Origin of the sequence: Aeromonas sp. s5 (genome assembly GCF_040907865.1) — a bacterium.
GTDB lineage: Bacteria > Pseudomonadota > Gammaproteobacteria > Enterobacterales > Aeromonadaceae > Aeromonas > Aeromonas dhakensis.
The window spans coordinates 797,524-812,397 of the sequence record NZ_JBFOCO010000033.1 but is presented as its reverse complement, the minus strand read 5'-3'; the positions used below and the strand labels follow the sequence as shown (position 1 = coordinate 812,397).

Genomic DNA, 14,874 nt, shown 5'->3' with positions numbered 1-14,874 from the left:
TTTATGTTTGTCGTGAAAGGAGGAGGGGGGAGAAACTAGAAATCCCAACCCGGTTGCTCTTGCGGTTCGTTCTGGGTGGCCTCCAGCGCTTTGCGGCGGGCGGCTTCCACCCGCGCCTTGCGGCCCCGGCACAGACGCATCACCTCCTGCTGCTGGGCCGGGGTCATGGTGAGCCAGTTGAAACGCTCTTCGCGGCTGCGCAGGCACCCCTTGCAGTAGCCCTTGTTGTTCACTTCACAGACCCCGATGCAGGGGCTCTGCAGCGGGAAGATTTCGAGCTGTTCCATCCATAGCCCCTCACACCTTGTTACCTTGTTATAACCCAGAAGATCCCCTTTGGAGAAATCCGTCGTCGCAGGCTTGAAGGCGTTTGCTTTCCCCCTGCAAATTTGGCATCTTCCCCGCCGAACATGACGCTTGGTGTTATATGAGGACATATGAATAAACACGCGTACTGGCTGACCGCCGCTGTGCTGGGGTTGGCCGGTTGTGCGGGCAACTCTGAGCAAGCCCAGGTGCCCAAAAACAAACCCGATGCCAGATGTTTTCTCAACTGCGAGGTGCCGGAAAATCTGGGCAAGCAGTATCTGGACGGCATGCTGCCCGACGATCTGGTGCGGGTTGAGCGCGTCAACAGCCGCGTGCGCGCCGACTACAGCAAGTTCGGCCCCCAGAGCAGGCTGGTGCTGGAGCGCTCCGGCAAGATGACCCGCCGCTATGGCGAACTCTATCACCAGCTCTCCCGCTGGGTGGCGAACGGCGGCAATCCCGCCGACATTACCCGCTACGGCATCAGCCTGGCCCAGCTGGGGGGCTCGGATCGGATGGGCAACGTGCTCTTCACCGGTTACTACTCGCCGGTGCTGGAGGTGCGCCACCGCCCGGATGCGAAATACAAGTACCCCATCTACGCCATGCCCAACTGCGGCAGCCGTTGTCCGACCCGGGCCCAGATCCATCAGGGGGCGCTGGCCAACCGCGGGCTGGAGCTTGGCTACAGCAAGTCTCTCATCGACAACTTCCTGATGGACGTGCAGGGCTCGGGCTTTGTTCACTATGGTGATGACGACAGGCTGCAGTATCTGGGTTACAGCGGCAAGAACGGTCACGGCTATGTGAGCATAGGCCGGGTGCTGATCGACCGCGGCGAGGTGCCCAGGGAGCAGATGTCCATGAAGGCCATCAAGGAGTGGGCGAACCGTCAGCCGGAGGAGAGCGTCAAGGAGCTGGTGGAGCAGAACCCCTCCTATGTCTTCTTCGAGCGTCGCCCCACCAACGATGTGATCGGGGCCGCCGGCATCCCGCTGTTGCCGATGGCTGCGGTGGCCGCCGACAAGACCCTGCTGCCGATGGGCACGCCGATCCTGGCGGAGGTACCTCTGCTGGACAAAGAGGGCAACTGGACCGGCAAGCATCAGCTGCGGCTGTTGATTGCCCTGGATGTGGGCGGGGCGGTGAAGAAGGGCCACCTCGACCTCTACCACGGCATGGGCGAGAAGGCCGGTGTCGCGGCCGGTCACTACAAGCACTTTGGCCGGGTCTGGAAGCTGGGCCTGCACCATGGGCCGACCGCCGCGCCCTGGCTGTAATGCCTTGTGGGGGCGGGTGGCGTATCAGCCAGCAGCCCATGAGGCATAAAGATGGATGTAAAAAAGCCGCCGGAGCAATCCGGCGGCTTTTTGTTTGGCGAGGTGAGCTTGGACATATCAAGAGAGGGAGGTCTCAGCGCTTCTTGATGTCGAGCCGGATGGCGCCCACCGGTTTGCAGCAGCAGGGCAGGCACTCTCCCTGCGAGACAAAGGCGAGCGGCACGGCGGCATAGTGCACCTTGCCTGCCAGCAGCGGCGTACGGCAGGCGCCGCAATAGCCGCTGCGGCACTGGAACTCCACGTGATGACCGTGACGCTCCAGGGTCTCCAGCACGCTCTCGCCGGGGTGGGCGTGCAGCACGCCATCCCGGGTGTGTACCTGCGGTGCGCCCGTCTCGCTCTTGGCGGGGGCGGTGTGCAGGGGCTCGGTCAGCGTGCCGGTGGCGTCACTCACAGCTCGAAATCACCCAGGTCTTCGGCGTTCACTTCGCTGTCGATCTGACCCACCAGGTAGGAGCTCACTTCCACTTCCTGCGGGGCGACCTGCACGTTGTCGGAGGAGAGCCAGGTGTTGATCCAGGGGATCGGGTTTTGCTTGGCGCCGGCAAAGGCCGGTTGCAGGCCAACGGCGGCCATCCGCAGGTTGGTGATGTACTCCACGTACTGGCAGAGGATGTCCTTGTTCAGGCCGATCATGGAGCCATCCTGGAACAGGTACTCGGCCCACTCCTTCTCCTGGATGGCGGCTTCCTTGAACAGATCGAAGCAGGCCTGCTCGCACTCGCGGGCGATCTCGGCCATCTCGGGGTCGTCCTGGCCGCTGCGCATCAGGTTCAGCATGTGCTGGGTGCCGGTCAGGTGCAGTGCTTCGTCGCGGGCGATCATCTTGATGATCTTGGCGTTGCCCTCCATCAGCTCGCGCTCGGCGAAGGCGAAGGAGCAGGCGAAGCTGACATAGAAGCGGATCGCTTCCAGTGCGTTGACGCTCATCAGGCACAGATAGAGCTTCTTCTTGAGCTCGCGCAAGGTGATGGACACCTCGCGGCCGGCCACCTGATGGGTGCCTTCACCGTGCAGGTGGTAGAGCGCGGTCGCTTCAATCAGATCGTCGTAGAAGTGGCTGATGGAGCCGGCGCGCTTCAGGATCTGCTCGTTGGTGACGATGTCGTCAAACACCTGGGCGGGGGTGTTGACGATGTTGCGGATGATGTGGGTGTAGGAGCGAGAGTGGATGGTCTCGGAGAAGGCCCAGGTCTCGATCCAGGTTTCCAGCTCCGGAATGGAGACCAGCGGCAGCAGCGCCACGTTGGGGCTGCGACCTTGGATGGAGTCCAGCAGGGTCTGGTACTTCAGGTTGGAGATGAAGATGTGCTGCTCGTGGGGCGGCAAGGCCTGGAAGTCGATGCGGTCGTGGGAGACGTCCACCTCTTCCGGGCGCCAGAAGAAGGAGAGCTGTTTCTCGATCAGGCGCTCGAACACTTCGTGTTTTTGCTGGTCATAACGGGCCACGTTGACCGACTGGCCGAAGAACATCGGCTCCTTGAGCTGGTCGTTTTGGGTCTGGCAGAAAGTTGAATAGGCCATGGTTGTCGAATATCGCGAAGTAGGGGAAACAGGAGGGCGGGAGCTTGTCGCTCCCGCCCGGTTCATCAGATCTTGCAGGCGCCGCCGGCACAACCGTCATCTTGCAGATCGGTCTGGGCATCGTCCGCACCATCACGGGTGTTGTGATAGTACAGGGTCTTGAGGCCGTATTTGTAGGCGGTCAGCAAGTCCTTGAGCAGCTGCTTCATCGGTACCTTGTTGCCTTCGAAACGGGCGGGATCATAGTTGGTGTTGGCGGAGATCGCCTGATCCACGAACTTCTGCATGATACCGACCAGCTGCAGGTAACCATCGACGCTCGGTTGCTTCCAGAGCAGTTCGTATTGATCCTTCAGGCGGTCATACTCGGGCACCACCTGCTTGAGGATGCCATCCTTGGAGGCCTTGACAGAGACCAGGCCGCGCGGCGGCTCGATGCCGTTGGTGGCGTTGGAGATCTGGCTGGAGGTCTCGCTCGGCATCAGGGCGGTCAGGGTGGAGTTGCGCAGGCCCACGGTGCGGATCTCTTCGCGCAGCGCTTCCCAGTCCAGATGCAGCGGCTCGTTGCACAGGTTGTCCAGATCCTTTTTATAGGTATCGATGGGCAGGATCCCCTGGGCATAGGTGGTTTCGTTGAAGGCCGGGCAGGGGCCGAACTCGCGGGCCAGCTGCACGGAGGCCTTCAACAGGTAGTACTGGATCGCCTCGAAGGTGCGGTGAGTCAGCGCCAGACCAGAACCGTCGGAGTAGCGGGCACCGTTCTTCGCCAGGTAGTAGGCGTAGTTGATGACGCCGATCCCCAGGGTGCGACGGTTCATGCTGCCCTTCTTGGCGGCCTTGAGCGGGTAGTCCTGATAGTCGAGTAGGGCATCCAGGGCGCGCACGGCCAGCTCGGCCATCTCTTCCAGATCTTCCAGCTTCTCGATGGCGCCCAGGTTGAAGGCCGAGAGGGTGCACAGGGCGATCTCGCCATCCTCGTCATCCACGTTGTTGAGCGGCTTGGTAGGCAGTGCAATCTCGAGGCAGAGGTTGGACTGGCGCACCGGCGCCACGCTCGGATCGAACGGGCTGTGGGTGTTGCAGTGGTCCACGTTCTGGATGTAGATGCGACCGGTGCCGGCGCGCTCCTGCATCATCAGGGAGAAGAGATCCACCGCCTTGAGGGTCTTCTTGCGAATGCTCGGATCCTGCTCGTACTTGACGTAGAGCTCTTCGAACTTGTCCTGATCTGCGAAGAAGGCATCGTACAGACCCGGCGCATCGGACGGGGAGAACAGAGTAATGTCGCCGCCCTTGATCAGGCGCTGGTACATCAGCTTGTTGATCTGCACGCCGTAGTCCATGTGACGGACCCGGTTCTCTTCCACGCCGCGGTTGTTCTTCAGTACCAACAGGCTCTCCACCTCGGTGTGCCACAGCGGGTAGAACAGGGTGGCCGCCCCGCCGCGCACGCCGCCCTGGGAGCAGCACTTCACCGCAGTCTGGAAGTACTTGTAGAAGGGGATGCAGCCAGTGTGGAAGGCTTCACCGCCACGGATGGGGCTGCCAAGACCACGAATGCGACCGGCGTTGATGCCGATGCCGGCGCGCTGGGACACGTAACGCACGATGGCGCTGGCGGTGGCATTGATGGAATCCAGGCTGTCATCGCACTCGATCAGCACGCAGGAGCTGAACTGACGGGTCGGGGTGCGCACGCCGCTCATGATCGGGGTCGGCAGCGAGATCTTGAAGGTCGAGACCGCATCATAGAAACGCTTGATATAGTCCAGACGGGTATCTTTCGGATACTTGGAGAAGAGGCAGGCCGCTACCAGGATGTAGAGGAACTGCGGGCTCTCGTAAATTTCGCCGGTGACGCGGTTCTGGACCAGGTACTTGCCTTCCAGCTGCTTGACCGCGGCGTAGGAGAAGTCCATGTCGCGCCAGTGGTCGAGGTGGGCGTTCAGCTCCTCGAACTCGGCCTGACTGTAGTCTTCCAGCAGGTGCTTGTCGTACTTGCCCATGTCCACCAGCTTGGCGACATGCTGGTAGAGGTGGGGCGGCTCGAACTGGCCGTAGGCCTTCTTGCGCAGGTGGAAGATGGCCAGGCGGGCGGCCATGTACTGGTAGTCCGGGCTTTGCTCGGAGATCAGGTCAGCAGCGGCCTTGATGACGGTTTCGTGGATATCGGCGGTACGGATGCCGTCATAGAACTGGATGTGGGACTTGAGTTCCACCTGGGAGACCGACACGTTGTCGAGACCCTCGGCGGCCCAGTCCAGCACGCGGTGAATTTTATCCAGATCGATGGGTTCTTTGTGGCCGTTACGCTTCGTCACAAACAAGTTCATTGGCTGATGACCTTTAGTTGATTCCCGAAAAACCATCGCACGGCGTTGGCCTCCGGCCCGGGAAGGGCGATGGAGGTGGGTACCTATTGTGCGATGAATCACAAGATATAGTGTTATTTTGAATTCGAGCTACAAGATAGTGAGGTCTGCCCGGCTTTGCAATCTGTGGATAAGGCAATTGCTGTGGATAAATTGTGGGTGTTGTCGATGGAGTTAGTGGACGCTCACAGCGAACGGGTTTTCATCCGTCCGATCCGGTAAATGCAAGTCTGATGATCGAACATGGAAAATTTAAATAACTTTTTTTGCTTGCGAAAACGGGGTGTTTTTACTAGCAAATTCAGCCTGATTATCCCTTGTGCAGCAAGGGTCAAAAGGTGTCCGATCCCGCTGCCGCACTGCTTGTCAAACCGGCAAAACGGGGGATCAATTGCCGATCCTTCGTTTTGCCGCGAGAGTGACCAGATGGGCGTCATTTTCACCGCTCAGCTCAAGGGATGGTCGCAAAGCTGCGTCTGATATCCATCTCTTGGGTTATCCACCTGCTGCGTTATCCAGGAGAACCCAGGCGTGGAGCTCCCCCTGATCATCCACTTCTATATGTATCCACGGCAGCCTTGCCCGACTGCTTAGGCAGGCGGCGGCCGCTAATCCAGCTCGTAGCGCAGCCAGTGATGCAGAGCCTGCACGGTATCAAAGTGAAGATCGGCGCCCCACTGGGCGGGATCCTCGTCGTCATTGAGGTAACCCCAACCGGCGACGGCGGTACGCATACCGGCGTTGCGGCCGGCCTCGATATCGCGCACATGATCCCCCACATAGAGGCAGTGGCTGGCCGCGACGCCAAGTTGCTCGCAGGCAAAGAACATGGGGGCGGGGTCGGGCTTGCGCACCGGCAGAGTGTCGGCGCTGACGGTGACGCCGCAACTGGCAAGCGCCGGCAGCGCAGCCAGCAGCGGCTCGGTGAGAAAGCCCGGCTTGTTGGTGACGATGCCCCAGGGCAGCTTTTTCTCGTCGAGCCACTCGATGAGATCCACCATGCCCTCATAGGGGCGGGTGCCGACACAGAGGTTGGCCGCGTAGTAGTCGAGCAGGGCGGTGCGAAGGCGGGTGGCGCCCAGCTCTTCCAGCAGCTCGTCACCAAGACCGGCCCTGAGCAGCCCGAGCGCCCCGTGGGAGGTGGTCTGACGAATGATGTCGTCAGAAAGCGGCGCAAAGCCTTCGCTTATCAGCACATGGTTGACGGCTGCGCCGAGATCCGGCGCGGTGTCGAGCAGGGTGCCGTCCAGATCGAACAGCACGCAACCAAGGGGGGCAGCAGGGGGAGTTGTCATCAGCCTTGCTCCGGGCGCTCGAACGCCACCATGTAGTTGACGTCGACGTTGCGACCAAGCTTGAAGCTGTTGGAGAGCGGCGCGTAGTGGACGCCGCTCATGTCCCGTACCAGCAGGCCTGCCGCCTCACCCATGCGACACAGTTCGGCCGGGGTGATGAATTTCTTGTGATCGTGGGTGCCCTTGGGGACCATCTTCATCAGGTACTCGGCGCCGAGGATCATCATCAGATAGGCTTTCGGGTTGCGGTTGATGGTGGAGACGAACACCTTGCCGCCCGGGCGTACCAGGGTGGCGATGGCGCGCAGCACGGAGGCGGGGTCCGGCACGTGCTCCAGCATCTCCATGCAGGTGACCACGTCGTACTGGCCCGGGGCTTCATCGGCGTGGGCCTCGGCGGTGATCTGGCGATACTCGAGCTCTACTCCCGCTTCCAGCGCATGCAGACGAGCAACGCCCAGGGGCTCCTTGCCCATGTCGATGCCGGTGACCTGGGCGCCGCGACGAGCCATGCTCTCGGCGAGGATGCCGCCGCCGCAGCCGATGTCGAGGATGCGCTTGCCAAACAGGCCGCCGCTCTTGTCGGTGATCCAGTCAAGGCGCACCGGGTTGATTTGATGCAGCGGCTTGAACTCTCCCTCCATGTCCCACCAGCGGGAGGCGATGGCTTCGAATTTGGCGATTTCTGTCAGATCGACATTGGCATCACTGTGCATTTTTTGATGATCCTGTGGCAAGGGCGCGCAGGCAGGGGAGTGCGCGCACAATCTATTGTCCTGGCGGGCATTATAGCGGACGGACTTTGTCACACCAGCCCGAGTTGTTACCGGATTTGTGGCTTAAGATATTTGGCTCAGTGTGTTACCATGTCGCGCTGTTTAAGCCAAAGAACAACTAATTAGGGATTAAGGCTTTCTATGAGCGATCTGGCCAGAGAGATCACGCCGGTCAACATCGAAGAAGAGCTCAAGAGTTCCTATCTTGATTACGCCATGAGCGTGATCGTAGGACGAGCTCTGCCGGATGTGCGTGATGGCTTGAAACCGGTTCACCGCCGCGTTCTGTATGCAATGAACGAGCTGGGGAACGACTGGAACAAGCCCTATAAAAAATCGGCCCGTGTGGTCGGTGACGTAATCGGTAAATATCACCCGCACGGCGACAGTGCCGTGTATGACACCATCGTCCGCATGGCGCAGGATTTCTCCATGCGTTACATGCTGGTCGACGGTCAGGGCAACTTCGGTTCGGTCGATGGCGATAGCGCCGCGGCCATGCGTTATACCGAAGTGCGGATGGCCCGCATCTCCCACGAGCTGCTGGCCGATCTGGACAAAGAGACCGTGGACTGGGTGCCGAACTATGACGGCACCGAGATGATCCCGGCTGTCATGCCCACCAAGGTTCCCAACCTGCTGGTCAACGGCTCCTCCGGTATTGCGGTGGGCATGGCGACCAACATTCCGCCTCACAACCTCACCGAGATAGTCAACGGCTGTCTGGCGTTGATCGAGAACGGCGACCTCACCATCGACGAGCTGATGACCTACATCACCGGCCCGGATTTCCCCACCGGTGGCATCATCAACGGTCGTTCCGGCATCGTGCAGGCATACCGTACCGGTCGTGGCTCCATCTACGTGCGCGCCAAGGCCGAGGTGGAAGTAGACGAGAAGACCAGTCGCGAGACCATCATCGTCCACGAGATCCCCTATCAGGTGAACAAGGCTCGCCTGATCGAGAAGATCGCCGAGCTGGTCAAAGAGAAGAAGATCGAGGGCATCAGTGCCCTGCGCGATGAGTCCGACAAGGACGGCATGCGCATCGTCATCGAGATCAAGCGCGGCGAGTCCGGCGAGATTGTGCTGAACAATCTCTACAAGCACACCCAGATGCAGACCACCTTCGGCATCAACATGGTGGCGCTGGACAACAACCAGCCCAAGGTGATGAACCTCAAAGAGATCCTGGATGCGTTCCTGCTGCACCGCCGCGAAGTGGTGACCCGCCGGACCGTGTTCGAACTGCGCAAGGCGCGGGATCGGGCCCACATCCTGGAAGGTCTGGCGGTAGCCCTGGCCAACATCGACCCGGTGATCGAGCTCATTCGCCACAGCGCGACCCCGGCGGATGCGAAAGCGGGCCTGGTTGCCAAGGGCTGGGAGCTCGGCAACGTGGCTGCCATGCTGGAGAAAGCCGGCGACGACGCGGCCCGCCCCGAGTGGCTGGAGCCCGAGTTCGGCATCCGCGAGGGTCACTACTACCTGACCGAGCAGCAGGCCCAGGCCATCCTTGACCTGCGTTTGCACAAGCTGACCGGCCTCGAGCACGAGAAGATCCTGGAAGAGTACCAATCTCTGCTGGATCTCATCGCCGAGCTGCTGTTCATCCTGGCAAGCCCGGTGCGGTTGATGGAAGTGATCCGTGACGAACTGCTGGCCGTGCGCGAACAGTATGGTGACGAGCGTCGTACCGAGATCAGCATGTCCAGCGCCGAGATCAACATCGAAGATCTGATCACCCCGGAAGACGTGGTCGTTACCTTGTCTCATCAGGGTTACGTGAAGTATCAGCCGCTCTCCGACTACGAGGCCCAGCGCCGCGGCGGTCGTGGCAAGTCGGCCACCCGGATCAAGGAAGAGGACTTTGTGGAGCGTCTGCTGGTGGCCAACACCCACGACACCATTCTGTGCTTCTCCACCCGTGGCAAGGTCTACTGGCTCAAGGTGTATCAACTGCCGGAGGCGTCCCGTGGCGCCCGCGGTCGTCCGATCATCAACCTGCTGCCGCTGGATGAGGGTGAGCGCATCACCGCCATCCTGCCGGTTAAAGAGTATGACGCCGACAAGTATGTCTTCTTCGCCACCGCCAACGGTACTGTGAAGAAGACCAGCCTGTCCGATTTCAGCCGTCCGCTCTCCTCCGGTATCCGCGCCATCAACCTCAAAGAGGGTGATGAGCTGATCGGGGTGGATATCACCGATGGCAGCAACGAGATCATGCTGTTCTCCGATGCGGGCAAGGTTGTTCGCTTCGCGGAAGGCAGCGGTCGCGCCGATGCCGATGCCACTGACGAAGTTGAAACCGACGACGACGCCGGCAACGACGATGATGGCAGCGACAACGGCGAAGGCACCGAAAGCAAGGGCTCCTTCAAGGGCGTGCGTCCCATGGGTCGTACCGCTGCCGGTGTGCGCGGCATCAAGCTCGGCGCCGGTGACAAGGTGGTCTCCCTCATCGTGCCCCGTGGCGACGGTGCCATCCTCACCGCCACCGAGAATGGTTACGGCAAGCGTACCGCGCTGGACGAATACCCGACCAAGAGCCGTGGTACCCAGGGCGTTATCTCCATCAAGGTGGACGAGCGCAACGGCAAGGTGATCGATGCGATCCAGGTCGAGGATACCGACCAGATCATGCTGATCACCAACGGCGGTACCCTGGTACGTACTCGCGTTGCCGAGGTGAGCGTCATCGGCCGCAACACCGGCGGTGTGCGTCTGATCCGTACCGGTGAAGACGAAACCGTGGTCGGCCTGCAGCGTGTTGCCGAGAGCGACGAAGAGGAAACCGAGGCACTGGCCGTCGAGGGTGAGGTGTCTGAAGGCACCGATACCGCCGCAGACACCGGTGCTGTCGATGCAGGGGAGGCGGGCGACGAGTAATCGTTCCCCCTTTTCCCGATATGAAAGAGCGACCTTCAGGTCGCTCTTTTTTTATGCCCGCCGTTAGCTGCCCCAGCCAGGCTGCCGCCAGAGCGGCAACCGAGATGTCATCGGGGCGTCATGCCTCTGTCATGGGGGCAGGGCATCTTGCCTGCGTCGGCGATCACAACGGCGGCCTCTGCCGCACAGGAGCATCTTATGACCAGCTGGGTGATGTGGGAAATCTGGTGGAGCCGGGTATGGGGCGAAGCTGGGAGGGACGAGGCGCAGCACGAACAGGAGCTGGAAGTGGCCCATGAACCGGCGAGGCTGCCGGTCGAGCTGATTGCCCGCGAGCGCGCTGCGGGAGTGCGTCCCAGAGGCTGACTGGCGTCATGACGGGAATTAAAACAGCCGCAGCTGTTCGCCCGGGCGGATGAAGGCATCCTGGCGCAGTTGAAAGTGGCGCTTGCCAAGCCCGAGCCGCTTGGCGATCAAGCGAAAGCGCTGGGCCAGCAGATCGGCAAACTGGCCTTCTCCCCGCATCCGGGTCCCGAAGGCGGGACTGTTAAGAGCGCCGTCCCGGCTGGCTCGCAGCTGGTTGAGGATCGCCTCCTTCTGGCCTGGGTAGTATTGCTCCAGCCAGTCACTGAACAGCGGTGCCAGCTCGTGGGGCAGTCGCAGCAGGATATAGTCGGCGCAATGGGCTCCGGCCTCGGCGGCGCTCTTGATGATCTGCTCGAGCTCGGGCTCGTTGAGGCGCGGGATCATGGGCGCCGCCAGCACGCCGACCGGCACGCCGGCGCGGGCCAGTTTCTCCATCACCTTGAGCCGCCCGGTCCCGGTGCTGGCTCTTGGCTCCAGCTGTCGCCGCAGGGTTTCATTCAAGGTGGTGACCGACACCATCACCTGGCAGAGCCCCTCCCGGGCCAGCTCGGTCAGCAGATCGAGGTCGCGCAATATCATGGCGCTCTTGGTGATGATCCCCACCGGATGGCGGTGGGCTAGCATCACTTCCAGCAACTGGCGGGTGAGGCGATAGTGATGCTCGATGGGCTGATAGGGGTCGGTATTGGCTCCCAGCACTATGGTCTGCGGCTGATAGGCGGGTCTGGCAAACTCCCGGCGCAGCAGCTCGGCGGCGTTGAGCTTGGCGAACAAGCGGGTCTCGAAGTCGAGGCCAGGGGAGAGCTCGAGATAGGCGTGGCTCGGTCTGGCGTAGCAATAGATGCAGCCGTGTTCGCAGCCCTGATAGGGATTGATGGAGCGGCTGAAAGGGACGTCGGGGGAGCTGTTGTAACTGATGATGCTGCGGGCGCTAATCTCCGTCACCTCGGTGCGGGGGTCGCTGGCGGCAAATGCCGCTTCCCACTCGGGTTGGGACCAGCCGTCGTCGACCGCATCGACCTGCGGGCCGCTGAAGCGGTGATCAACATTGTGGGAACTGCCTCGTCCTGCCATTGCATTGCACCAACACTGTTTATATATACAGTTATCATGCTGACCCTCATTGCCGAATGCAAGTTTTGCCGACCTATCCCGCCATAAAAAGCATGTCAAAAGGATCTCTTGCTTGATCGCGGCGCTACATTTCGTTTACATAAACGAAATGCGAACTGGATCACGGAAATCATCATGGCACCCATCACCTACCGCTGGCTCTTCATCGCCGTCATTGCGCTGGTTATCTGGCGCCTGATCCCGCTCTCCACCGAGCAGGAGCTGGCCTCGGCCAACCGCGCCTGGCGCACCGGCCACTTCGATGAGGCAACCCGGATCTGGTCGCCGTTGGCGGATCAAGGCCAGCCACGGGCACAGGCATTGATGGGCTGGAGCCATGAAATGGGGCAGGGGAGCGAGCAGGATATGGAACGCGCCATCAGCCTCTATCGTCAGGCGGCGCAGGCGGGGGACGCCTTCGGCCAATACCGGCTGGGGGAGCTCTATTTGCGGGGCGCCGGGGTGAAGCGGGATCTGCGCGAGGCGTTTCACTGGATGGAGCTGGCGGCCAGGAACGGCGATGTGCCCGCCATGCTGAAGGTGGGGGTGCTGCATCTGATGGGGGTCAGCGGGCGGGTCGATCTGCCCCGTGCCAAGGAGTGGCTCTATCAGGCCGCCAGGCAGGGCAACCAGCTGGCGCTCAAGGTGCTGCAGGAGCTGGAATTGGCTCAGGAGGGGAGCTCCACGTTCGATTTCAACTGGCAGCCCTTGTTGGGGGAATAACCTCCAAGCGGTTCATCTGGTTGTAGAAAATCTCAGCAAACCCGATACAGCTCCGCCTACTTCTGGTAGCATGGTCCGGTTTTTGGTTTGTCTTGCGACGTTGAACGGGTTGTTTACGTCACGGGGCGTCTTCGCAAAGTGCTGTGGAGAGCCAGAACATCACCCATTTTTGAATGAATCTTTCCATCCCGCATGTGCCCTTTGGTAGGGGGCACCACTGTATAAGGAAACACACAATGCCAATCATTACTCTGCCTGATGGCAGCCAACGTCAATTTGCCCACGCCGTTTCCGTCATGGACGTGGCCGCGGACATAGGTCCCGGTCTCGCCAAGGCGTGCATTGCCGGTCGGGTAAACGGTGAACTGGTGGATGCCTGCGAGCTGATCGAAGCCGATGCCTCCCTGGCCATCATCACCGCCAAAGACGAAGAAGGTCTGGACATTCTGCGCCACTCCTGTGCTCACCTGCTGGGTCATGCCATCAAGCAACTCTGGCCCCAGACCAAGATGGCTATCGGTCCCGTCATCGACAACGGTTTCTACTACGACATCGACCTCGACCGCACCCTGACCGATGAAGATCTGGCTGCCCTGGAAGAGCGCATGCTGGCGCTGGCCGCCAAGGATTACGACGTCGTCAAGAAGAAGGTCTCCTGGCAGGAAGCACGCGATGTGTTCGAAGCCCGTGGCGAGACCTACAAGGTCGAGATCCTGGATCAGAACATTGCCCGTGATGACCAGCCAGGTCTTTATCATCACGAAGAGTACATCGACATGTGTCGCGGCCCGCACGTGCCCAACATGCGTCACTGCCACCACTTCAAGTTGCAGAAAATGTCCGGCGCCTACTGGCGCGGCGACTCCAACAACAAGATGCTGCAGCGCATCTACGGTACCGCCTGGGCCGACAAGAAGCAGCTCAAGGCCTATCTGCAGCGTCTGGAAGAGGCCGCCAAGCGCGACCACCGCAAGATCGGCAAGCAGCTCGACCTGTACCACATGCAGGAAGAAGCGCCTGGCATGGTGTTCTGGCACAACGATGGCTGGACCATCTTCCGCGAACTGGAAACCTTCATCCGCGGCAAACTCAAAGAGTACGACTATCAGGAAGTGAAGGGTCCCTTCATGATGGATCGCGTGCTGTGGGAGCGTTCAGGCCACTGGGAGAAGTACGCCCAGGCCATGTTCACCACCCAGTCCGAGAACCGCGAGTACGCCATCAAGCCGATGAACTGCCCGGGTCACGTGCAGATCTTCAACCAGGGCCTGAAATCCTACCGCGACCTGCCGCTGCGCATGGCCGAGTTCGGCTCCTGCCACCGCAACGAGCCGTCAGGCTCCCTGCACGGCCTGATGCGGGTACGGGGTTTCACTCAGGATGATGCCCACATCTTCTGTACCGAAGAGCAGATCATGGAAGAGGTGTCTGCGTGCATCCGCATGGTCTACGACGTCTACGGCACCTTCGGTTTCGAGAACATCGTGGTCAAGCTCTCCACTCGTCCGGAACAGCGTATCGGCTCCGACGAAGCCTGGGATCGCGCCGAGGCCGCGCTGGCCGAAGCGCTGGTGCTGAATGGTCTGAAGTACGACCTGCAGCCGGGCGAGGGGGCCTTCTACGGTCCCAAGATCGAATTCACCCTGCATGACTGCCTTGACCGTGCCTGGCAATGTGGTACCGTGCAGCTCGATTTTGCCCTGCCGGGCCGTCTGGGTGCCACCTATGTGGGCGAAGACAACGAGCGTCACGTTCCCGTAATGATCCACCGCGCCATTCTGGGCTCGCTGGAGCGTTTCATCGGGATCCTGACCGAAGAGTACGCCGGACTGTTCCCGACCTGGTTGGCACCTACCCAGGCCGTGGTCATGAATATTACCGACAATCAGGCCGATTATGCGGTGAAAGTAGCCAAAGCATTGAATGATGCGGGCCTTCGCGCAAAAGCGGACTTGAGAAATGAGAAGATTGGCTTTAAAATCCGCGAGCATACTTTGAAGCGGGTACCTTTTATGCTGGTCTGCGGCGATAAAGAAGTAGAAGCCGGCAAGATTGCAGTACGTACCCGTAAAGGGGCTGACCTGGGCTCTTATCCTGTTGAAGAGCTGATTGCTCTGTTGACCCAGGAAGTTCAGACCCGCGGACAAAAGAAAGTGGAGGAATAAGC

General features: G+C 60.6%; 12 protein-coding genes. 5 read left to right on the top strand and 7 right to left on the bottom strand.

The genetic code is table 11. The annotated features are described in order from the left end of the window. Window positions 1-35: 35 nt before the first annotated feature. The gene (locus tag AB5Y94_RS22990; protein ID WP_017785307.1) at window positions 36-287 is read right to left on the bottom strand and encodes a DUF1289 domain-containing protein; all 252 of its coding nucleotides are present in this window, start codon (window positions 285-287) and stop codon (window positions 36-38) included. A 150-nt stretch (window positions 288-437) separates the two neighbouring features. Between AB5Y94_RS22990 and mltA the strand changes: the two genes are divergently transcribed. Next, window positions 438-1,589, top strand: a complete 1,152-nt coding sequence (mltA, locus tag AB5Y94_RS22985; protein WP_005300625.1) for a murein transglycosylase A — start codon at window positions 438-440, stop codon at window positions 1,587-1,589. 133 nt (window positions 1,590-1,722) lie between these two features. Here mltA and yfaE read toward each other — a convergent pair whose 3' ends face one another. The 5 genes from yfaE to ubiG all read right to left on the bottom strand — a co-directional run bounded on the left by yfaE (window position 1,723) and on the right by ubiG (window position 7,556). Continuing rightward, window positions 1,723-2,043 carry a class I ribonucleotide reductase maintenance protein YfaE gene (gene yfaE / locus AB5Y94_RS22980; protein ID WP_206220006.1) on the bottom strand — a complete coding sequence of 107 codons (321 nt, stop codon included), beginning with the start codon at window positions 2,041-2,043 and terminating at the stop codon, window positions 1,723-1,725. Next, window positions 2,040-3,173 carry a class Ia ribonucleoside-diphosphate reductase subunit beta gene (gene nrdB, locus AB5Y94_RS22975; protein WP_005300631.1) on the bottom strand — a complete coding sequence of 378 codons (1,134 nt, stop codon included), beginning with the start codon at window positions 3,171-3,173 and terminating at the stop codon, window positions 2,040-2,042. The genes yfaE and nrdB overlap by 4 nt, the downstream gene beginning before the upstream one ends. 65 nt (window positions 3,174-3,238) lie before the next feature. Next, entirely contained in the window at window positions 3,239-5,506 is a 2,268-nt protein-coding gene (nrdA, locus tag AB5Y94_RS22970) for a class 1a ribonucleoside-diphosphate reductase subunit alpha (protein WP_026139081.1), read from the bottom strand. A gap of 647 nt (window positions 5,507-6,153) precedes the next feature. Next, window positions 6,154-6,840, bottom strand: a complete 687-nt coding sequence (locus tag AB5Y94_RS22965; protein ID WP_139430826.1) for an HAD family hydrolase — start codon at window positions 6,838-6,840, stop codon at window positions 6,154-6,156. Next, a complete protein-coding gene (gene ubiG, locus AB5Y94_RS22960) occupies window positions 6,840-7,556 on the bottom strand; it encodes a bifunctional 2-polyprenyl-6-hydroxyphenol methylase/3-demethylubiquinol 3-O-methyltransferase UbiG (protein ID WP_005300640.1) in 717 nt (238 codons plus the stop codon). Before ubiG ends, AB5Y94_RS22965 begins: the two co-directional genes overlap by 1 nt. Window positions 7,557-7,757: 201 nt before the next feature. Between ubiG and gyrA the strand changes: the two genes are divergently transcribed. Both gyrA and AB5Y94_RS22950 read left to right on the top strand, forming a co-directional pair. After that, entirely contained in the window at window positions 7,758-10,505 is a 2,748-nt protein-coding gene (gyrA, locus tag AB5Y94_RS22955; protein WP_368206667.1) for a DNA topoisomerase (ATP-hydrolyzing) subunit A, read from the top strand. A 198-nt stretch (window positions 10,506-10,703) separates the two neighbouring features. Then, window positions 10,704-10,871, top strand: coding sequence for a hypothetical protein (locus AB5Y94_RS22950; RefSeq protein WP_005300645.1), 168 nt, complete (start codon window positions 10,704-10,706; stop codon window positions 10,869-10,871). An 18-nt stretch (window positions 10,872-10,889) separates the two neighbouring features. On the opposite strand, the gene AB5Y94_RS22945 is transcribed toward AB5Y94_RS22950, so the two are convergent. Next, window positions 10,890-11,945 (bottom strand): PA0069 family radical SAM protein, encoded by a 1,056-nt coding sequence (locus AB5Y94_RS22945; protein ID WP_368206666.1) that lies wholly within the window; start codon window positions 11,943-11,945, stop codon window positions 10,890-10,892. Between the two features lie 174 nt (window positions 11,946-12,119). Between AB5Y94_RS22945 and AB5Y94_RS22940 the strand changes: the two genes are divergently transcribed. Beyond that, window positions 12,120-12,707, top strand: a complete 588-nt coding sequence (locus AB5Y94_RS22940; RefSeq protein WP_026139079.1) for a tetratricopeptide repeat protein — start codon at window positions 12,120-12,122, stop codon at window positions 12,705-12,707. A 236-nt stretch (window positions 12,708-12,943) separates the two neighbouring features. Next, window positions 12,944-14,872 (top strand): threonine--tRNA ligase, encoded by a 1,929-nt coding sequence (thrS, locus tag AB5Y94_RS22935; protein WP_005300655.1) that lies wholly within the window; start codon window positions 12,944-12,946, stop codon window positions 14,870-14,872. Window positions 14,873-14,874 lie beyond the last annotated feature (2 nt).